Below are 20,504 nucleotides of genomic sequence, written 5' to 3'. Positions count from 1 at the left end.
TCACCCTTGCCCACCAGCGTCGGCGTCGTGTCGTCCGTGCTCTCCCCATTGCCCACCGGACCCTGGATCGCACCCACGTCGTCAATGACTTCGCCCATCGACGGCGTGTCCGGCACATCCTGATCGGCATCGGCATCGGCGTCCGCATCGGCATCCGCATCCGCATCGGCGTCAGCATCCGCGTCGGCATCCGCATCCGCATCGGCGTCCGCGTCAGCATCCGCATCGGCGTCAGCGTCAGCATCCGCGTCGGCATCCGCATCCGCATCGGCGTCAGCATCCGCGTCGGCATCCGCATCCGCATCCGCATCGGCGTCCGCATCGGCATCGGCATCGGCGTCCGCATCGGCATCGGCATCGGCGTCAGCATCCGCATCCGCATCGGCGTCCGCATCCGCATCCGCATCCGCATCGGCATCCGCGTCCGCATCCGCATCCGCGTCAGCGTCCGCGTCGGCGTCCGCATCAGCATCGGCGTCGGCGTCCGCATCAGCATCCGCGTCGGCGTCCGCATCAGCATCGGCGTCCGCATCGGCGTCCGCATCGGCATCCGCGTCAGCATCCGCATCGGCGTCCGCATCCGCATCAGCGTCAGCATCGGCATCCGCGTCCGCATCGGCATCGGCATCGGCATCGGCATCGGCATCGGCGTCAGCGTCAGCGTCAGCGTCCGCATCTGCATCAGAGTCGGCATCCGCATCCGCATCCGCATCCGCATCGGCGTCCGCGTCAGCATCCGCATCGGCGTCCGCGTCAGCATCGGCGTCAGCGTCAGCATCCGCATCGGCGTCAGCATCCGCGTCGGCATCCGCATCCGCATCCGCATCGGCGTCCGCGTCAGCATCCGCATCAGCGTCAGCATCCGCATCGGCGTCCGCATCGGCATCGGCATCAGCGTCAGCATCGGCGTCCGCATCGGCGTCCGCATCGGCATCGGCATCGGCATCGGCATCCGCATCGGCGTCCGCATCGGCATCGGCGTCAGCATCCGCATCGGCATCGGCATCGGCATCCGCATCAGCATCCGCGTCAGCGTCCGCATCAGCATCCGCGTCAGCGTCCGCATCAGCATCCGCGTCGGCGTCCGCATCCGCATCCGCATCCGCGTCGGCATCCGCGTCGGCATCCGCATCCGCATCGGCATCGGCATCGGCGTCAGCATCGGCATCAGCGTCCGCATCGGCATCCGCATCCGCATCCGCATCCGCATCCGCATCCGCATCCGCATCCGCATCCGCATCCGCATCGGCGTCCGCATCCGCATCGGCGTCCGCATCCGCATCGGCGTCGGCATCGGCATCGGCATCGGCGTCCGCATCGGCGTCAGCATCCGCATCCGCATCCGCGTCAGCATCAGCATCCGCGTCGGCATCGGCATCCGCGTCCGCATCCGCATCGGCATCCGCGTCAGCATCCGCATCCGCATCCGCATCCGCATCCGCGTCAGCATCCGCATCGGCGTCCGCATCAGCATCAGCATCAGCATCAGCATCAGCATCAGCATCAGCATCAGCATCAGCATCAGCATCAGCATCAGCATCCGCGTCGGCATCGGCATCCGCGTCAGCATCCGCATCCGCATCCGCGTCAGCATCGGCATCGGCATCAGCGTCAGCATCCGCATCCGCATCGGCGTCCGCGTCAGCATCCGCATCGGCGTCCGCGTCAGCATCCGCATCGGCATCCGCATCCGCATCCGCATCGGCGTCCGCATCCGCATCCGCATCCGCATCAGCGTCAGCATCGGCATCCGCGTCCGCATCGGCATCGGCATCGGCGTCCGCGTCAGCATCGGCGTCAGCGTCAGCATCCGCATCGGCGTCAGCATCCGCATCAGCATCCGCATCAGCATCCGCATCAGCATCCGCATCAGCATCAGCATCAGCATCCGCGTCAGCATCGGCGTCCGCATCGGCATCGGCATCGGCATCGGCATCCGCGTCAGCATCCGCATCCGCATCCGCGTCAGCATCCGCATCCGCATCCGCATCCGCATCCGCATCCGCATCGGCGTCAGCATCCGCATCAGCATCCGCATCCGCATCGGCATCCGCATCCGCATCCGCATCAGCGTCCGCATCGGCATCGGCATCGGCATCCGCATCCGCATCCGCATCCGCGTCCGCGTCCGCATCCGCATCCGCATCGGCGTCAGCATCCGCATCAGCGTCCGCATCGGCATCCGCATCCGCATCCGCATCCGCATCCGCATCCGCATCCGCATCCGCATCCGCATCCGCATCCGCATCAGCATCCGCGTCGGCATCCGCATCGGCGTCCGCATCAGCGTCCGCATCCGCATCGGCGTCAGCGTCAGCGTCAGCATCCGCATCCGCATCAGCGTCCGCGTCAGCATCCGCATCCGCATCCGCATCCGCATCGGCGTCAGCATCCGCATCAGCGTCCGCATCGGCATCAGCGTCCGCATCGGCATCCGCATCCGCATCCGCATCAGCGTCCGCATCGGCATCCGCATCCGCATCCGCGTCCGCATCGGCGTCCGCATCGGCGTCAGCATCCGCATCGGCGTCCGCATCGGCGTCCGCATCGGCATCCGCATCCGCGTCGGCATCCGCATCCGCATCCGCATCGGCATCGGAATCAGCGTCCGCATCCGTATCGTCGTCAACTGCACCCGGCGGCGTCTGTTCATCCACTACAGCAGGAGCGCTGCCGCCATTACCACCACCGCTCGCGGCAGCAATCCCCGCACCCAGCGCGGCAAGCGCACCCAGGCCCAGGAGGCCGAAGCCCACCAGACCGACACCCGGCGCGGCGACGAGATTCGCGCCGAAACCGTTCAGTTGCGCCGCACCCAGAACCAGAGGCGAGTCCGCGCCATCCACAAGAAAAGCGGCCTCATGATCATCCTCGCCGTCCGCAGCGATATATTCGTGATACGCCCCGTCTTCACCCAGACCGACCAGCTCGCCTTCATTGCCGTAGAAGTCCTCAATGATCAGTTGCGGCTGGTCGAGCTCCGCTCCTTCCAGGCTGACCAGAAGATTCTTGCCGGAGCGTCGCACGGTAATGTTTTCGGGGCCGTGGCCGGACTTGCTCTCGGCCAGAATGAATTTGCCACCTTTGATGGCGCTTACACGAACGGGAGCGCCTTGCGCGGACCCGCGCAATTCAACAGTCTGCTTGATGGTGCTGCCGTCGACAACGGCCAGCTTCACTGAACTGGTACTCATAGTAGTGCCTCTTTAAGTGCGTATGCTGGTCCACCTGGCCAGCGTATAGAAAGAAAAGGGCGACATGGCTGTCGCAAGAATGCTGCTGTACCTCTATTCTTGATGGGTGAGCGATAAAACGAAATATGACTAGTTCGAATTTGGACGAGACAGAAACGAGACATTTCTCGGCATGGGAATCGCGAGCAGCGGTGCCTATGCACGATTGCGTAAGGGCTAAACAGGCAGTTGTCCGATGTTTCTCGTCTGTGCGCCAGACGCAAAAACGGCCGCCATCCAGAAAGGAAGGCAGCCCATCGCGAAGCCCTGTATCCGGTGCGGCTCTGATTCGCAACACCTAACCGCCGGAGCGCTCGGTCTCCAGCCAGTCAACTAGCGAACCCGCGGATGCGTGCTCCCGCAGTACCGCCGCGTAGCCATCGAACCGGTTCGTCACTTCGCTCACGCTGTTTCCGTAGTGATCGTTCTCCGCAAGGAGCACATCGAGCAGGGTTCGTTTGCCCAGGTGGTACCACTGTTCGAAGAAGGCCTTGCGCACCTGATCGGTTTCAGCGGAGAGGCGTTTGTACTGCTCCGCACGGCTGAGCATGGTGTGCGCATCCTGATCCGCGGTGCGAATGCCATACTCGAGGTCACGCCGCTGCTGGTCGAGGCGCTGCCACGAAGCCTGTGCCCGGTGCCCTGCCGCAGCCGTCGCCGCCTGCGTCGAACCGCCGCGGAATGCCGCCCAGTTGAGCGTCAACATGGTTTGCCATGGCGCACGTTGTCCCGCGCCCGTGCCTCCGATTCCGGCATTCGCATTGACAACCCAATTCACCGACGGCAGGCCCGACGCTTTCACCACTTTGGCATTCAGGTCGGCCGCATTTGCCTCGGACTGAATCTGATGCAAGCTCGGATGAGCATTCACCCGCTCTAGGAGTTGCGCCAGATTGCCCGGTTGGAGCGGCCAGTCGCGCGCGTGCGGAATCGGCGGTACGCTTTCGCCCAGCAGCTTTTGCAACGCCAGTTCCGCATCACGTGCCTTCGCTTGCGCTGAATCGCGCGCAGCTTCAGCCTGCAGCAGACGCGCCTTGGCCTGCGTGAGTTCGCTGCCGCGACCACCGTCGACAGCCACAATTTCGCTGAGCATCTTCACGAGCGTGGCCATACGCTCAACAAATTGCTGGCTCACGTCAACGATCGTGCGCTGCTTGCCCAGTTCAACGAGCGTGCTCGTCACCTCGAACGCATTCTGATTGCGGGCCGCTACATAACTACTGAACGCGGCATCCGAGAGTTGTTCACGACTTCCGATTGTGTTCTTTGTGCGCCCCCAGTCGTACACCGTTGTCGTGACGTTCGCCGTCACTACGTTCCCGTTGTTGGAGCCATTTCGATTACCGGGACCAAATTGCACACCCTGTGTCTGCGAACCGATGTCGACTTGCGGCCACCGCAAGCCTTTCGCTTCGTCGACGTCTGATTTCGCGGCTTCGTAGGCGGCATACGCCTGCCCGACTTCGGGACTGCGCTTCTCCGCTTCCTCGACGGCGCTCAGGAAGATACGGCGCAGCGTGGCGGAAGCCACCGGAGGTCCTCCCTCGCTACTGGACGGTTGCGTTTCGAGCCACTGTGAGAACGTCACCGGAGGAGCATGGCTTTCCGGGGTCGACGGCTGTTTAATCTCGACCGGAGTCGATCTGCTTGCAGTTGCTGCATCGCTCGCCAGCGCCAGATCAGACTTCGTTTGAGCACCCGCAATGGCACTCGCCGGCAAGGCGAGCACGACCAGCAGCGACGAAACCAGCCATGACAGGGGGCGGAGCCGCAAACCGGAGAGGCCGTCCCCGTTGGTGAGGGGCGCGGCAGCCCGTACGTCAGGAAAATCGTTTCGAGTCATGATCGTAACCGGTTAGATCGAAGTATGTGGTGCGACACCCGAACCGCAATCCAGACTCAGAAAACAATGAAGCAATGCTCGTCGTTTAAAGGATAGATTCAGCTAATTCGGGTGACCTTGGTGAACGAAACACGAGATTTCGTACTGGCTCCAATTGTCCGGATATCGGTGACCCCGCGAAATCAGACAGCCGCGACAACATAGTGAGACTGGTACGAATTTTTCGTTCGCAGTCTTTCACAAGCACTGATTTCCGCGCGCGATTGTCTGACCACATAGGGCCGTCCGTATCGACAGTGGCCAACCCGTTGCTCGCCTATTTTCATCGAACCGTTGGCGCGAGAGCGGCGTGTTGAACAGGCGTGCGGCGAGGTGCGGATAGGGCACGTTCATGGCTGCGCCGAACAGTGAAGTTGTCACACGATTTCCTGCCGCAGTCGAAATTCCTGGTAGCAGCATCATTTCTGACTGGTTCGATACAATGCAAAATGTTATTCCCGTACTATCTCATTTATGTTCTTGAGATTTGCACGGAGATAGCCATGAAGCCTTTCTCTCCGATTGAATTTTCGAACTCGCACAGCCATGCAAGCATCGCGAACCATGCCCACTTCCGTCTCGTTCCCGTGGGCATGCTGTCGGTGCTGCGAAATATGTTTGGTGCGCGTCGCTGAAGATGTGCAACATATCTTCCCGGTTCACGCATTTCCGCCTGTCGGGGCGAGAAACTGTGAAGGAGAAGGGTAATGCCCAAGTGCCGACTGCTGCTTCATTAGCCACTTTGTCTGTCACCTGCAGGGCCTGAGGGCACGTAGTCTCGCTACGGAATATCTTCACCACCGCAAATCGATCTTTGGTTTCGATCTGCTTGTGATTGTGATTTTGACAGAACCCACCACACTCCTTGTACGCGTGTTAGGCGAGAACGCCGGCAACTATCTGCCCGAATCTCGTCACTTTGTCGATGCGCAGCTATGCATATGAATCTCTGCGCGCCGATGACGGGATCAATGACCGGACGATTCTCTACTGAAAGTGGCGGATTACGTGGCCGCCTTTAGCCCATCGGCTTATACACAATTTCCAGCGTGACCGCCGACACGTAACTTCTGCAATGTCTTGGCAGCGATATGAACCTCTTTGAGTCCCAGCCAGATAGCTTTCGCGCCGGGTTCGCCATCGCCCTTGCGGCCGAGGAATCCGCCCAGGCGCGCGATCAAGCGCAGCACCTCGTTGAGCTTGGGCTTGGGCTTGGGCTTGGCCGGCTGCTTGACGTCGGTCAGCAAATACGCGCCACGAATTTCATCGACATCGAAGAACAGTTCGGCATCCAGATCGGGGCAACTGCGGCCCATGTGCATCAGATGGACGATTCGCCAGGCCACGACCAGAAACAGCGCCAGCGCGCGTTCGAGCCGTTCGATCGCGCCCAGTTGCAGCGCCTCGACTCGGCAACCGTTCTTCAGCACGTTGAACAAGATCTCGATTTCCCAGCGCGCCCGATACCAGTCGATCAGTTCAATCGCTTCCTGCAGCGTCGTGGCTTCGCGGTTGGTCAGCAAGCGCCATTCGATCGGCTTGACGCCGTCTGGTGCATCAAACTCACGCGCCACCAGACACGTGGCCGCTACGCCTTGACCAACACCTGCCGGCAGTTCGATGTGCCGCAACCATACGTGCTGGCGCACCTGGCGCGCCTTCACGCCGTGACGCGAGCCCATCGTGAAGGCAATCTCGCCGAGCGGTGCGCCTTCTGTCGTCGCCGTCCAAAGCTTGGCTCCCTCGGGCAGCGCGCGGTCGTGGGTCGAGCGAATCAGCCAATCCGCCGGCGTGCCCAACTCCTGCGCCCGCACCATCAGCGCGAGCATGTCTGCCTCGCGATCGGCGACGTACACCAGTCGCGTGTGCGGAAGGCTCGATGCCGTTTCCGCTACCCGCTCGTAACCCTCGATCCAGCGCAGGCTTTCCTTGAGCCCGCCGCGCTTGCCCTGCGCGTCCTTGGGCTCACGCGCCCACATCCACGCGTCGAGTACACCCAGCGGCACCCGCTCAGGCGTCACCGCATAGGTCGGATGCAAATACATTCCGCGCTGCATCTCGTAAGACAGTGGCCCAAGGCCCGCGGCCTGCCGGCCGTTGAAATCCAGTTCCGTGGTGTCCTGCAGGCACAACACGACCGACTGGGCGGCCATTCGTTGCTCGGTCTGCCGCCAGTGCGACTCCAGAATCGCACTCCACTGGACCTCGCGGTTGTCGAAGAAGCGGTACGCCGCCATCGTCTCGCCCCAGCCCCGACACGCCTGCGGCACGCCGGCCGTCGGCTTGGCCGCCAATCGTTCCATCAATGTCCTTGCTCGCTTGTTCAAGCGCGCGTCGCCAAGGTCGAGGTCAGCAAATTCGGTTTCCGTCCAGCACGGTGCTTCCAGGGCCAAGGCGTTCACGCAAAAAGCAAGAGTAAACGCGACGCGCCGAAAGTTTACAAGCCCCGGTTGATCTCATTGCTCGACGACGGTTTGTTCCGGCCTACGGTTGCGGAGGGCAGGCTTGTGTATAAGACGATGCCTTTAGCCGGCATTTCTATCGCGCGGACTTCGCGGGGTCATACGATCTGTAAATTCGTCGTCGGCGCGCTGCTTGTGCTAACCATCACCTGACATAGATGACGGTGTGCGAAGACAGCGCGATCAGGATCGATGCGCATGCTGCCGCCAGTGCGATCGCGCAATCCGCGAGGGTCTAAAGGTGTCGCGGCGATAACACTCATTGCCGCATCGGCTCTTGCCATAATCATGTTCATGTTGTCCTTCGGGCGGAGGCGGCGGCCGAAAGCGGACTACGCTCATAGCTCGCTACACATGGCCGACCACCAATGTGCAGACCTGTGACCACTGGCCCACCCTCGCGCAGTTCTGCAAGCTCGAACACGTGATAGTGTCGCCCGATGGCGGCGGCTTTTTCGGCGTCACCGACGAGACGCTCGCGAAGGTGGGTGTCGCGCGCAAGGTCGTGCTGTCGGTGCCGCACTTTCTGTTCATGCAGTCGGTGCTCGCGAGCACGGATCTCGTGGGGATGCTGCCCGCGCGTCTCGTGTGCGGCACGGAGGCGCTGCGGATGGTCGAGCCGCCCGTCGAGGTGCCGGGCTACGAGATGGCGATGCTATGGCACGAGCGGGTGCATCGCGATCCCGCGCATCAATGGTTGCGGGAGTTCATCGCGGCATCGGTGTAATCAGCCCTTTTCAGCGCCGATCGCATCCAGTTGATCGAGCACCTCGTCGCTGAGCTTCAACTGCGCCGACTGCAGGTTTTCACGCAGATGAGTCACCGAAGACGTGCCCGGAATCAGCAGAATGTTAGGTGCCCGATGCAATAGCCAGGCAAGAGCGACCTGCATCGGCGTCGCCTCGAGCTTGCGCGCAAGCTCCGACAGCTCGGACGATTGAATCGGCGTGAAGCCACCCAGCGGGAAAAACGGCACGTAGGCGATGCCCTGCTCCGCGAGCGTATCGATCAACGCATCGTCGTCGCGATGCACGAGGTTGTAGTGGTTCTGCACGCACACGACCTTCGTGATGCGCTGCGCCTCGGCAATCTGCGCGGCCGTCACGTTGCTCAGGCCGACATGACGCACGAGCCCGCGCTGCTGCATCTCGGCAAGCGCCGTGACCTGCTTTTCGATCGAGCCCTCGCTCGGCTCGTGCACGTTGCCCATCAAGCGCATGTTGACCACGTCGAGCGCGTCGAGCCCGAGGTTGCGCAGATTGTCATGCACCGCGCGCTCGAGGTCGGCGGGCTCCTGCGCCGGCAGCCAGGCGCCGGCGCCGTCGCGCACCGCGCCCACCTTCGTCACGATCGTCAGATCGCGTGGATACGGGTGGAGCGCCTCGCGGATCAACTGATTGGTCACGTGCGGCCCGTAAAAATCGCTGGTATCGATGTGGTCGACGCCCGACGCGACCGCCTCACGCAGCACCGCGAGCGCCGCGTCGCGGTCTTTCGGCGGCCCGAACACGCCGGGGCCGGCCAGCTGCATCGCGCCATAGCCCATGCGCCGCACCGGACGGCCGGCTAGTGCGAAAGTGTCGATGGAGCTGAAGTTCGGCATGACGATCTCCTTGTGAAGTGATGAGCGGCAGTATCGCCGGAATTGCGTTGTTGAATAAAGCGGTCTAACGTGTACGGGTTGTTCAAAATTCTGCACAATCAATCGTCATGGAACTGAATGATCTGGCCGCCTTCGTTTCCGTCGCCCGCGCCGGCGGCTTTCGCGACGCGGCGCGCGTGAGCGGCGTGTCGGCGTCGAGTCTGAGCGTCGCGGTGCGGCGCCTCGAAACGAAACTCGGGCTGCGGCTCCTGAACCGCACCACGCGCAGCGTCGCGCCGACCGAAGCCGGGCTGCGTCTGATCGAGAAGCTGACGCCGCTGTTCGGCGAAATGGAAGCGGCGCTCGACGTGCTGAACGGCTTTCGCGACAAGCCGACCGGCACATTGAAGCTCAACGTGCCGTCGAGCGTCGCGCGCATCGTGCTGCCCGACGTGCTTGCGCGCTTTCTGAAGCAGTACCCGGATATTCGCGTCGAAGTGGTGGTCGAGGATGGTTTCGTCGACGTGCTATCGATCGGTTGCGATGCGGGCATTCGCTACGATGAACGCCTCGAGCAGGACATGATCGCGGTGCCGATCGGCGCGCGCGTGCAGCGCTTCGCGACCGCCGCGTCCCCCGCGTACCTCGACGCGCACGGCCGTCCGCAACATCCCGGCGAATTGCTCGCGCATGCCTGCCTGCGCGGGCAATTCGCCAGCGGAGCGATGCCGATCTGGTACTTCGAGCGCGACGGCGAACTGCTGCAATTGAATCCGACAGGACCGCTGCTGGTGCGGCCCGGCGCCGCGATCGACCTCGCGGTCAGCGGCGCGGTCGCGGGCCTCGGCATCATTCACCTGTTCGAAGACATGCTGCGCCCGCATCTGGACAGCGGTGCGCTCGAAGCGATTCTCGAACCGTGGTGGCAGCGCTTTTCAGGGCCTTTTCTTTACTATCCGGGCCATCGTCATGTGCCCGCGCCGCTGCGCGCGTTCGTCGATTTCCTGAAGGCCGACTCAGCAGGCGCCCCGGACGATGACGTGGCACGGCGTTGACGTCATCACGACGGTGATCGCGGCGACGCGTGCCATATCAGGACCGTTGCGCGCAGAGCTGCGCGATCGTGGTCAGAAAGAGATCCGCGCCGATCGGCTTCAGCAGACATGCGCTGCAGTAATGCGCATCGCTGTCCGAAGGCGGCACCGCGGTATGGACCAGAATCGGTACGTTGACGGATAACGGCATCGATTTCAAACGGCGGCATAACTCCGCGCCGTCCATGACCGGCATCATCCAGTCCGTAACAATCAGGTCGGGAACGTGAGCGACGACACAAGCGAGTGCTTCGGCGCCGTTGCTCGCGCAACTCACCTCATACCCTTCGCTCTCCAGAATCAACCGCCATGCGGCTAGAATTTCCGGTTCGTCGTCGACGAGCAATATCGAATACATCATGTTTTGCGGACGAAATTTGCTTTCTTGTCTGATCAGAGTCTCGCAAGAGATGTTCCACGAACGGCAATTGCGCGGATAATGACGCGGGTTGCCGGCGCGCATCGGGTCGCCTGGCCGATCGGCAGCGAAACAGGTTTGCGGTGCCCGCGCAAATCGAGGCGTTCGAACCGTTCGCGCGTTGTATGTTGTAGAAACTCCATTCCGGTATCCATCATGACCGACAGACGCGTGAGCCCGCTGCGCAACTTCGCCAACTTCATCCGCGCGGAACGGGGTGGCCTGACGCGGCAATGGATGCATGCCGTCTCCGCCGACGCCGATCTCGTCGAAGCGGACAAGCTCACTTATCGGCAACTGGCCGACCATCTGCCGGATATTCTCGACGAGCTGTGCCGGGCGCTCGATGCAGAAGATCTCGAGCGCGTCGAAACGTCGATCGAACGCGACGCGAAGAAGCACGGCAAGGTCCGTTTGCAGCAGGGCTACCGGATCGAACAGCTGGTGCGCGAACTGGACCTCTTTCAGCAGGTGCTCTTCGAAGCGCTCGAAGAGTTCGTCGAACGCGACCGGACGTGCACGCGCCGTCACGAGAGCCGCGCGCGCCGCCTGATCGCCGAAGCATTCAGCGTGGTCAGGTATGAGTCGATCAAGGAAGTGGTCGCCGAACGCGATCGCAAGATCGACGAATACACGGGACGGCTCGAACGCGCGAATCACGAATTGACGCTCGAACAACGGCTGGTCGGCGATCTATATGCATCGCGGATGCAGATCACGCGCAGCGTCGTGCACGATCTGCGCAATTTCCTCAACGCGTTTTCGGTCGCGCTGCAACTGATCGAGCGAGCGCCGTCGAAAGCCGATACCGCATTGACGCTCGCGAACCGTCAGGCTGCCGACATGAAGCAACTGGTCGACCAGATGGTCGAGTACTCGGTCGTGCTCGGAGACTCCGCGCCGCTCGTGCTCGAAGACGTCGATTTGCGCGAACTCTTCGACGAACTCGTCGCGTCGACGCGACCGTCGATCGAGGCGAAAGGGCTTGCGTTGCGCAGCGCGTTCGACGCGGCGCTGCCGCTCGTCACGTCGAATCGGCTGAAGCTCAAGCAGATCGCGGTCAATCTGTTGACCAACGCGATCAAGTACACGAAGTCGGGGCAAGTCGAAATCCGGTTCGCGATGCATGGCGCCGAACACTGGGCGATTCGCGTCTCCGACACCGGCGTCGGCATTGCGCCCGCCGACGCGGAGCGCGTATTCGATGAGTTCGAGCGCGCGGCCTGCGACGAGATTCCGGGCTCGGGGCTCGGGCTCGCGATCGTCAGGGAGCTATGCCGCGTGCTCGATGGGCAGATCGAGTTTGCGTCGCGCGAGGGCGTGGGGACCACGTTCGAGATCCGGTTTCCGCTGCGCCGAACCTTGGCCGCAATGTGATGCGTGGACGAGCGCTTCAACCAAGTCCGAATGTATTCCTCAAGCTTGAATCGACGGGACCAGCGGGCATAAAGCGGCGTAACTTGCTCAGCAACGACGCCTGTCCGGCAGGCGTGCGACGCATCCGCCAGGCGCCAAGCGCCGCTTCGACAATAGTGTTCGCCACGCCCTCGGGCTCGGGGGCACCTTTGACACTGTTCACGACTGCGCTCGTTGCAAGGGCACGCTCGCGGTCATAGTCGGCGATTTTCGAACCCGCCTGAGGCGCATTGATGTCGAGATTGGTCCTGGTAAAAGTCGGTTCGACCAGCGTTGCGCGTATGCCGAACTGGCGCACCTCATGATCCAGGGTTTCGGTCAGCCCTTCCACAGCGTGCTTGGACGCCGAATAGAGTCCCATGTAGGGCGCCGGGAGAAACCCGAGCACCGAACTGACATTGACGATCCTTCCACCGCGTTGTGCCCGCATGTGGGGGAGTACAGCCTGTGTCGCGCGCAGAATGCTGAATATATTGGTATCGAACAGAGACGAGGCCTCGGCAGTCGACGTTTCCTCGACCGCGCCAATCATGCTCGTGCCTGCATTGTTGACGAGCACGTCGATTCGCCTCGCGCGATCGATGACGGACTGGATTCCAGCCTGGACCGAAGCATCGTTGCGAACATCCATCTCGACAAGCTCGACTCCCGAGATAGGCGTCGCTTTTGCGATGCTGCGCACGGTGCCAAATACGCGGCACCCCCGCCGGGCAAACTTCTCGGCGGCGGCGCGTCCGATACCCGATGAGACGCCGGTAACAACGACAACAGTGGAATTCGACATGAACAGCTCCCTTCAGATGAATTGATGGTGTTTTTTTAACTGTCCGCGTCGAGCGCGTCCTGCAGCGTTTGCTCGGAAGGCTGCACCTGCTCATGCCGATCTTTGCGCAAGCCGGCGATACGCTCGGGTCGAATCTTGAACCAGATCGAATACATCGCCGGCAGGAAGACCAGGGTCAGAATCGTCCCGGCGAACGTACCGCCGATCAGCGTGTACGCGAGGGTTCCCCAGAACACCGAATGGGTCAGCGGGATGAAAGCGAGGATCGCCGCCATGGCCGTCAGGATCACCGGTCTGGCACGCTGCACGGTGGCCTCGACGACCGCATGGAACGAATCCAGTCCCGCCTGGTCGTTCTGGTGGATCTGTCCGATCAGGATCAGCGTGTTGCGCATCAGGATGCCCGATAGCGCGATGAGACCGACCAGCGCATTGATGCCGAACGGCTGCCTGAACAGGATCAACGTCGGCACCACCCCGATCAGGCCCAGCGGGCTGGTCAGGAACACCATCACCATTGCGGAGATCGAACGCACCTGGAAGATGATGATGATGAGCGTAACCGCCAGCATGATCGGGAAGAGCGGCAACATGGCTTTCGTCGCTTTAGCCGATTCCTCGATGGAGCCCGCCTCTTCGATACGGTAGCCGGTCGGAAGCCTGGCGATGATGGGTTGGAGCTGCCTGGTGATCGCCGTCGATACGTCCGGCGGCTGAAGGTTGTCGGCGATGTCGCCCCGTACCGTGATCGTCGGCACCCGGTCCCGCCAGCGCATGATTGGTTCCTCCATGCGCACGTCGACCTTGCCCACCTGCGACAGCGGAATGCGTTGCCCGTTCGCGCCAGCCAGCGTGAAGTCGCCGAGCCGCGCCGGGTCGAGACGAACATCGCCGGCCGAACGCGCGATGACCTGCACGGTTCGAATATCCTCACGCACGGCGGTGACGGGCACGCCGGTTAGCAGGAATTGCAGTTGTTGCGCCACGGCGCTGGATGTCAGCCCCACCGCCTGCAGACGGTCCTGCTGCAACGTGAAGTGCAGCGTGGGCGAGCGCGTACCCCAGTCAGCGTTGACCGTGCGCATCATCGGACTGGCGTCCATCACCTGCTCAACTTCTCCCGCAATACCGCGCAGCTTGTCCGGGTCCGGGCCAGAGATACGGTAGGCGACCGGGAACGGCGAATACGGACCGAACACGAGTTGCGTGACCCGCACGCGCGCCTCGGAGGCGAGACCGTTGGCGACTGCCTGACGCAGTCGCTGCTTCAATGCGTCGCGCTCATCCTGGCTGTCCGTGCGCACCACGATCTTGGCAAACGACGGATCGGGCAGTTCCGGCCCCATCGCCAGGTAAAAGCGTGGCGCGCCTTGCCCGATGTATGCGGTGACGATCCTGGCTTCCTTCTGCTTCGCGAGCCACGCTTCGACCTTCGTCGTCGCGGCGCTGGTTTGCGAGATCGACGTGCCATAGGGCATCTGCACCTCGACCAGCACTTCGGGACGGTCGGAGATCGGGAAAAACTGTTTTTTGACCACGCCCATGCCGAGGATGGCCAGCACGAAGAGGCCCACGACCGAACCGGCGACCAGCCATTTGCGCGCGATGACACGCGTGAGCAGCTGACGGAAGCGGTTGTAGCGCGGCGTGTCGTAGATCGCGTCGTGACCGCCTTCGACCTTTTTGAAGTCGGGCAGCATCTTCACACCCAGGTAGGGCGTGAAGACCACGGCGACGACCCACGATGCGATCAGTGCGATGCCGACGATCCAGAACATGTTGCTGGTGTATTCGCCGGCCGTGGAGCGCGCGAAACCATTGGGCATGAAGCCGACGGCGGTCACCAGCGTGCCCGCCAGCATCGGCGCGGCCGTATGACTCCACGCATAGGCGGAGGCGGCGATGCGGCTGTAGCCTTCCTCCATCTTTACCACCATCATTTCGATCGCGATGATCGCGTCGTCCACGAGCAGGCCGAGCGCGAGGATCAGCGATCCGAGCGTGATGCGATCGAAGTTCTTGCCGGTCGCGGCCATCACGACGAACACCACCGCGAGTGTCAGCGGTACGGCCGCGGCAACGACGAGGCCCACCCGCCAGCCCATGCTGACGAAACTCACCAGCATGACCACCAGCAGCGCGACGAAAAACTTGAGCATGAACTCGTCGACCGCCGAATGAATGTTGACGGCCTGATCGGTGACTTTGGTGAGGCTCATGCCTAGCGGCAGCCCGGCGTTGATTGCGCCGACCTCGCTGTCCAGCGCCTTGCCGAGATCGAGCCCGTTCCAGCCGTCGCGCATGACGATGCCCAGCAGCAGTGCGGGTTCGCCGTTGTTGCGGATCATGAACGTCGCCGGATCTTCATAACCACGCGTAACGGTGGCAATGTCCGACAGCTTCAGCGTGCGGCCCTGCGCTACGACCGGCGTGTCGCGGATCTTCTGCAGGTTGTCAAAGGCACCGTCCAGGCGAATGAACACCTCCGGACCTTTGGTCTCCACGGAGCCGGCCGGCGTCAGTGCGTTCTGACCGTTGAGCGCGGCGAACACGTCCTGGGGGCTCACGCCCAGCGTTGCCAGCCGGTCATGTGAGAGCTCGACATAGATCCGCTCTGCCTGCTCACCGATGATGTTGACCTTCTTCACGCCCGGCACGTGCAGCAGCCGTTGGCGCAGCGTCTCGGCATCGCGAACGAGCAGGCGCTGCGGTTCACCCTTCGCCTTCAACGCAAACAGCGCGAAGGTAACATCCGCGTATTCGTCGTTGACCATCGGCCCGATCACGCCAGCCGGAAGGTTATTTGCCTCGTCGCTGATTTTTTTCCGGGCCTGGTAGAACTGCTCCTGCACTTCCGACGGCGGCGTGCTGTCGAGCAAGGTCAAGGTCGTGAATGCCAGCCCAGGCCGTGTGTAGGTCTCGGTCCGGTCGTACCAGCGCAGCTCCTGCATGCGCTTTTCGATCTTCTCGGCGACCTGATCGTGCATTTCCTGCGCCGTGGCTCCCGGCCAGGCGGTGATGATGGTCATCACCTTGACCGTGAACGCGGGGTCTTCCGCCCGGCCCAGCTTGAAGAACGAAACGAGCCCGGCCAGTGAAATCAGGCAGATCAGGAACAGGGTGATGGAGCGCTCGCGCACGGCGAGCGCCGACAGGTTGAAACGGCCTTCGCTCACGGACGGGCTCCCTCGGCCGTCATGGCGACGGCTTGACTTGTCACCCGGACCTGCTCGCCTTCGCGCAGCAGCTGCGCGCCGAGCGCGACGATCCGGTCGCCTTGCTTGATCTCACCGGCGACGCGAGCACTATCGTCGTCCAGATGTTCGACAGTAACCGGCCGCCAGGCAACCTTTGCCGGCTCGCCGTTGATGACCCACACCCCCGGTCCCTTGCCCGCGTCGAACAGCGCGCCGATCGGCACCTGCAAACCGCCTTGCACCGCGGAACGCGCGTCCGGAATCTGGACCGTGACGGTGGCGCCCAGTGGGGCGTCGGCCAGCTCTCCCTGCAGCACATACCGCGCTTCAAAGGTCCGGGTACGAGGATCCGCCGTATCCGAAAGCTGGCGCAGCGTCGCCGGCACGCTAACACCGCCGTTGCCGAACAGCGTGGCCTGGGCGACCGAGCCGATTGCGGGGCGTAGGGTTTCGGGTAGCTGGATGACAGCCTCGCGGCGCCCGGCGTGCGCCAAGCGCACCACGGGCTGCCCGGCGCTGACGACCTGGCCCGGTTCGGCCAGCGTTTCCATCACGACGCCATCGCCGTCCGCCAACAGTTCGGCATAACCCATCGCGTTGCGCGCAACGTCGGCGTCAGCCTCGGCCGCACTGAGCTGCGCTTTGGCGGCGTCGGCCGCCGCCTTGATCTGGTCGTAGGCCGATGCCGATATCGCGCCGGTGCCGCGCAGGTCGCGGTAGCGCTCTTCGTCCTGCGCGGTCTGCTGCGCCCGTGCTCGCGCGGCGGTGACCGCGTCCTGCCGGGCCTGCGCGGCAAGCCTCAGATCGATGGGGTCGAGGCGCATCAGCAGCTGGCCGCGTTTGACGGTTTGCCCGGCATCCACCAGCCGCTCGAGCACCTTGCCGGAGACGCGAAATCCCAGGTCGCTCTGCACACGCGCGGCAACGGTTCCGGTAAACGAACGGGAGGCGGGGATCGCCGCCCGAGCGATGGCGGTGCGCACCAGGGGCGCTTCGGTGCGCGGATCGGACGGTGCTTTTGCGCCGCAGGCGGCTAGCGCAAGTGCCAGTGCACAGACGACTGTAGAGGTAGCAAGGCGACGCCGGAGCATGAAAGACCCATTGACGGAGTGATCGGGGCTTTCATTATGGTTCTAGTGACCAACTTAGTCAATGGTCACAACCGAGATTTCCATCAAGGCGACAGACTGCGGAGCACGAGACCGGACAGTTGGGCAGGCGCGACCTTGGTGTAATCGAAGCTGTACTGCAGGAGCATTGGGTTGAGGTAGGGGCGCAACACCAGATAAATCGCCATCGCAGTCTCATCGAGGGGGGTTTTGCGCTCGAAGTCCCCGCTTTGCCGACCCTCCTGGAGGACGTCCCGAAGCAGCTTCTGGACGCGCTCTTCATACGCAAGCACCGCCTGCCAGTTCTCCGTGGCCGCCGATGCGGCAATCTCGTAGAGCTTGCGGTCCTGGAAAAACAGACGGAGGCTCGCTTCCGTGAAGACGTTGAACATCCGCCGCAGCTTCTCCGGTGGCAGATCGGTCTGTGCGACGGCCGACCTGACCTCGGTTTCGATCTCGTGCAGGCAGTTCGCGCAAATCATCTCCCCAATGGCCTGCTTGGACTCGAAGAACTTGTAGATGTAGGCCTTGGAAAACCCGATCGCCTTGGCGAGGTCTGAGACCGTCGTTTTCTCGTAGCCATACCGGCTGAAGTGCTCGGTGGCGGCGACAACGATCTGATCCCGTACCTCGTGGTCAGCGGGGCCGCGCGCCGGGATGGGGGAACTGGTGGCTTTTTTCATGGGTATAGCATACAGGAATGGACAACCAGTGACTATTTGGTATTATAGTCACCACCGGAATCTTGCGAAGACGCTCATGCTACCCAAACCCATCCTTGCCGCGGTTATTGCCGCCAGTCTCTCGGCTGGCTGCGCTGTAGGCCCCGATTATGTCCGGCCCGATGTAGCCATGCCCGAGCAGTTCCAGGGCCAGGCCGCGGTGGATCACCGGCACGCGGCGGCCAGTGCCGACCTTGTCACGTGGTGGACGGGTTTCGATGATCCGCAACTGACACGATTCGTCACGCTCGCACTGGATCAGAACCTGGACCTCGCGCAGGCCGCCGCTCGCGTCTCGCAGGCGCGCGCGGGACTTGGCGCGGCGAATGCCGCGCTGCTGCCGTCCGGCACTGTCAGCGGCCAGGCGGCGCGAGTCTACCAGTCGGTCGAAACCCCCTTGGGGCGAGTTCTGAATTCGACGCCCGGTTTCGATCGCTACGGCAATGATTACGAGGCTAATTTCAACGCGAGCTGGGAACTGGATGTGTTTGGTGGCCTGCGTCGCGGGCGGGAAGCCGCACTTGCCGAATACCAGGCTTCGGAAGCCGGTGCGGTGGCCACGCGCCTGGCAGTGGCGGCGCAGACTGGCGATATTTACATCACGATTCGTGGATTGCAGGCCCGTCTGAAGGTTGCCCGGCGGCAGGTGCAGACGCAGCAGGATCTGCTTTCGACCATCAACCTCCTGTATAGCAAAGGATTGGCGGCCGACCTTCAGGTGAGCCAGGCCGAAGGTGCGCTGTCCCAGGTTCAGGCATCCGTCCCGGTCCTCGAGGCGGGCCTGGATGCAGCGATGAACGCGCTGGATGTAATGCTGGGTTCACAGCCCGGCACGCATCGAGCCGAACTGGTCGAAGCTGGTGACATCCCGGTCGCCCCGCGGATCGCGGACACAGGATCGCCGGGAGAGTTGCTCAGGCGCAGGCCCGACCTGATCGTGGCCGAGCGTCGCCTCGCCGCATCGAACGCCCGCATCGGCGTGGCCATCGCCGAGTATTACCCCAAGGTGTCGCTCAGTGGACTGCTCGGCAGCGCCACCTCGGTGGCCAGCGGCAACCTGTTCAGTAGCGGCGCCAATCAGGCCGCTGGCGTGCTGGGGCTGCGCTGGCGTCTGTTTGATTTCGGCCGCATCAATGCGCAGATCGGGCAGGCTAAGGGTCAGGAGGCCGAGATGTTGGCAGCGTATCGGCTTGCCGCGTTGCACGCGACCGAAGATGTCGAGAACTCGTTCTCTGCACTCGTCAAGCGCGAGGAACAGGCCGCGGTGCTCACCCAGGGAGTGGATTCCCTTGGCCGTGCGCGAGCCGCCTCGTTTGCGGCCTATCAAAAAGGTGTCGTCAGCCTGATCGAAGTCTTGCAGGCCGACGACAACCTGCTACGCGCCTCCGATGAGCGGGTGCAGGCGCAAACGGAATCCGCACGCGCAGCCGTTGCTGCCTTCAAGGCGCTCGGTGGCGGATGGCAACCTCGCGAATCCGAAGCGGTCGCCATCAAATAGCAACCCTACGCACCCAACGATTTGCCAGGAGCGTGGATTTTGGCCATCGTTCTTTGCCATATGAGCGCTTTGCCGCATGCCACACAAACGAATGACGCGAGCAGAAAGTCGCGAGCGAACCCGGCGGCGCTTGCTCGACGCAGCAGCGTCGAGCAAGCGCCGAAAGAGGGTTTGCTGCGACTAGCGTGGAGGATATCGCAGCCCAGGCCGGCTATACCCGCGGCGCGTTTTACTCGAACTTCAGCAGCAAGAGCGATCTATTCGTCGAACTGCTCCGTCTCGATCACCAGAACATGCAAGAAAACTTGCAGAAGCTGCGAGACGCCGCACCGTCCAGCGAAAACCTGCAAGTGCAGCTCACCTTGTTGTACGCGCAGTGCTATCGCGACGACAACAACTACATCATCTGGGCTGAGGCACGTTTGCATGCCATGCGTGACGCGAAATTCCGACAACATGTGAATGCCTTATGCCTGAAAAAGCGCGACATGATCGCGTACTTCATTGAGCACTTATGCAAGCGCCTCAACATACAGTTGCCGGGCCCTTTCGCCGACCACGCGCTCGCCCTTATCGCATTGATCGACGGCATCCTCTCCTTCAACATGATGATGCCCAATGATCTGTCGAACGCTTCGGCCGAAGCGATTTTGAGCAACGTTTTGACAAAGATGTTCTGCAATGCACCAGTCCTGACTGAAACATAGTTTGATCTTGCGCCTCCTCCACCAAATACCCGGTCAAGCGATTCAATCCATTAGTCGGTATCAGCCAAGTCTCCTGGTTGTCGCGCGCGCGGAGGCGGCCAGAGAGTCAACGGAGAATGGCTGATAGAGTGTCCGTTCGGATTTCTTACCGGCCGTTGACCTGCGGAAGCGTCAAATGACCGGAGAGGGGACTGGTCGACACTGCCGCCGCTGCACGATGTTGAAATTAGCTGGATGGGGCCTAACGGCTTCGTGCTCACCGGCATCGAGTTCATCGGCGACGTCGCCTATGCCCAGTCGTGGTGGTGCCGCTTGCCTGCATGACCTGCCTTTAAATGGCCGCGTCGAAACGGGTCGTTCAACCCGTTTTTATTGGATAGAGGTCGACACAAATTCATTG

15 protein-coding genes and 1 pseudogene are annotated in these 20,504 nt (G+C 62.5%); 7 read left to right on the top strand and 9 right to left on the bottom strand.

What is annotated here, in order from left to right; genetic code table 11:
* The coding region (locus HDG33_RS38165; protein ID WP_221311610.1) for a hypothetical protein at positions 1-3,182 on the top strand (3,182 nt) is incomplete at its 5' end.
* Positions 3,183-3,531: 349 nt separating this feature from the next.
* On the opposite strand, the gene HDG33_RS32850 is transcribed toward HDG33_RS38165, so the two are convergent.
* Positions 3,532-5,076 carry a TolC family protein gene (locus HDG33_RS32850; RefSeq protein ID WP_221311609.1) on the bottom strand — a complete coding sequence of 515 codons (1,545 nt, stop codon included), beginning with the start codon at positions 5,074-5,076 and terminating at the stop codon, positions 3,532-3,534.
* Positions 5,077-5,618: 542 nt separating this feature from the next.
* Between HDG33_RS32850 and HDG33_RS37800 the strand changes: the two genes are divergently transcribed.
* Positions 5,619-5,750, top strand: coding sequence for a hypothetical protein (locus tag HDG33_RS37800; protein ID WP_260330663.1), 132 nt, complete (start codon positions 5,619-5,621; stop codon positions 5,748-5,750).
* A gap of 396 nt (positions 5,751-6,146) precedes the next feature.
* On the opposite strand, the gene HDG33_RS32845 is transcribed toward HDG33_RS37800, so the two are convergent.
* Both HDG33_RS32845 and HDG33_RS32840 read right to left on the bottom strand, forming a co-directional pair.
* Positions 6,147-7,502, bottom strand: a complete 1,356-nt coding sequence (locus tag HDG33_RS32845) for an IS4 family transposase (protein ID WP_184039393.1) — start codon at positions 7,500-7,502, stop codon at positions 6,147-6,149.
* 173 nt (positions 7,503-7,675) lie between these two features.
* Positions 7,676-7,873 carry a hypothetical protein gene (locus HDG33_RS32840; protein WP_184039378.1) on the bottom strand — a complete coding sequence of 66 codons (198 nt, stop codon included), beginning with the start codon at positions 7,871-7,873 and terminating at the stop codon, positions 7,676-7,678.
* A gap of 95 nt (positions 7,874-7,968) precedes the next feature.
* Here HDG33_RS32840 and HDG33_RS32835 point away from each other — a divergent pair.
* Positions 7,969-8,304: pseudogene (locus HDG33_RS32835) on the top strand (LysR substrate-binding domain-containing protein); the annotation flags it as partial.
* Here HDG33_RS32835 and HDG33_RS32830 read toward each other — a convergent pair.
* Complete coding sequence (locus tag HDG33_RS32830; protein ID WP_184039375.1) at positions 8,305-9,180, bottom strand: aldo/keto reductase family oxidoreductase; 876 nt, start codon at positions 9,178-9,180, stop codon at positions 8,305-8,307. It abuts the pseudogene before it with no gap.
* 107 nt (positions 9,181-9,287) lie between these two features.
* Between HDG33_RS32830 and HDG33_RS32825 the strand changes: the two genes are divergently transcribed.
* Entirely contained in the window at positions 9,288-10,214 is a 927-nt protein-coding gene (locus tag HDG33_RS32825; RefSeq protein WP_184039372.1) for a LysR family transcriptional regulator, read from the top strand.
* A gap of 37 nt (positions 10,215-10,251) precedes the next feature.
* Here the strand turns inward: HDG33_RS32825 and HDG33_RS32820 are convergent, their stop codons facing one another.
* The gene (locus HDG33_RS32820; protein WP_260330662.1) at positions 10,252-10,716 is read right to left on the bottom strand and encodes a PleD family two-component system response regulator; all 465 of its coding nucleotides are present in this window, start codon (positions 10,714-10,716) and stop codon (positions 10,252-10,254) included.
* 111 nt (positions 10,717-10,827) lie between these two features.
* Between HDG33_RS32820 and HDG33_RS32815 the strand changes: the two genes are divergently transcribed.
* Complete coding sequence (locus tag HDG33_RS32815; protein WP_184039369.1) at positions 10,828-12,048, top strand: sensor histidine kinase; 1,221 nt, start codon at positions 10,828-10,830, stop codon at positions 12,046-12,048.
* Between the two features lie 16 nt (positions 12,049-12,064).
* Here HDG33_RS32815 and HDG33_RS32810 read toward each other — a convergent pair whose 3' ends face one another.
* The 4 genes from HDG33_RS32810 to HDG33_RS32795 form a co-directional block, all read right to left on the bottom strand.
* Positions 12,065-12,871 (bottom strand): oxidoreductase, encoded by an 807-nt coding sequence (locus HDG33_RS32810; RefSeq protein ID WP_184039366.1) that lies wholly within the window; start codon positions 12,869-12,871, stop codon positions 12,065-12,067.
* A gap of 35 nt (positions 12,872-12,906) precedes the next feature.
* Complete coding sequence (locus HDG33_RS32805) at positions 12,907-16,047, bottom strand: efflux RND transporter permease subunit (protein ID WP_184039363.1); 3,141 nt, start codon at positions 16,045-16,047, stop codon at positions 12,907-12,909.
* Positions 16,044-17,159, bottom strand: coding sequence for an efflux RND transporter periplasmic adaptor subunit (locus HDG33_RS32800; RefSeq protein ID WP_184039359.1), 1,116 nt, complete (start codon positions 17,157-17,159; stop codon positions 16,044-16,046). Before HDG33_RS32800 ends, HDG33_RS32805 begins: the two co-directional genes overlap by 4 nt.
* A gap of 83 nt (positions 17,160-17,242) precedes the next feature.
* Positions 17,243-17,860 (bottom strand): TetR/AcrR family transcriptional regulator, encoded by a 618-nt coding sequence (locus HDG33_RS32795; RefSeq protein ID WP_184039356.1) that lies wholly within the window; start codon positions 17,858-17,860, stop codon positions 17,243-17,245.
* Positions 17,861-17,936: 76 nt separating this feature from the next.
* Here HDG33_RS32795 and HDG33_RS32790 point away from each other — a divergent pair, with 76 nt between their 5' ends.
* Positions 17,937-19,397, top strand: coding sequence for an efflux transporter outer membrane subunit (locus tag HDG33_RS32790; RefSeq protein WP_184039353.1), 1,461 nt, complete (start codon positions 17,937-17,939; stop codon positions 19,395-19,397).
* 185 nt (positions 19,398-19,582) lie between these two features.
* Complete coding sequence (locus tag HDG33_RS38160) at positions 19,583-20,104, top strand: TetR/AcrR family transcriptional regulator (RefSeq protein WP_311548405.1); 522 nt, start codon at positions 19,583-19,585, stop codon at positions 20,102-20,104.
* Positions 20,105-20,504: the final 400 nt, after the last annotated feature.

This window comes from Paraburkholderia sp. Cpub6, from assembly GCF_014201065.1.
Taxonomy (GTDB): domain Bacteria; phylum Pseudomonadota; class Gammaproteobacteria; order Burkholderiales; family Burkholderiaceae; genus Paraburkholderia; species Paraburkholderia tuberum.
The sequence above is the reverse complement of the archived record's forward strand: the minus strand, read 5'-3'. Positions and strand labels throughout refer to the sequence as shown.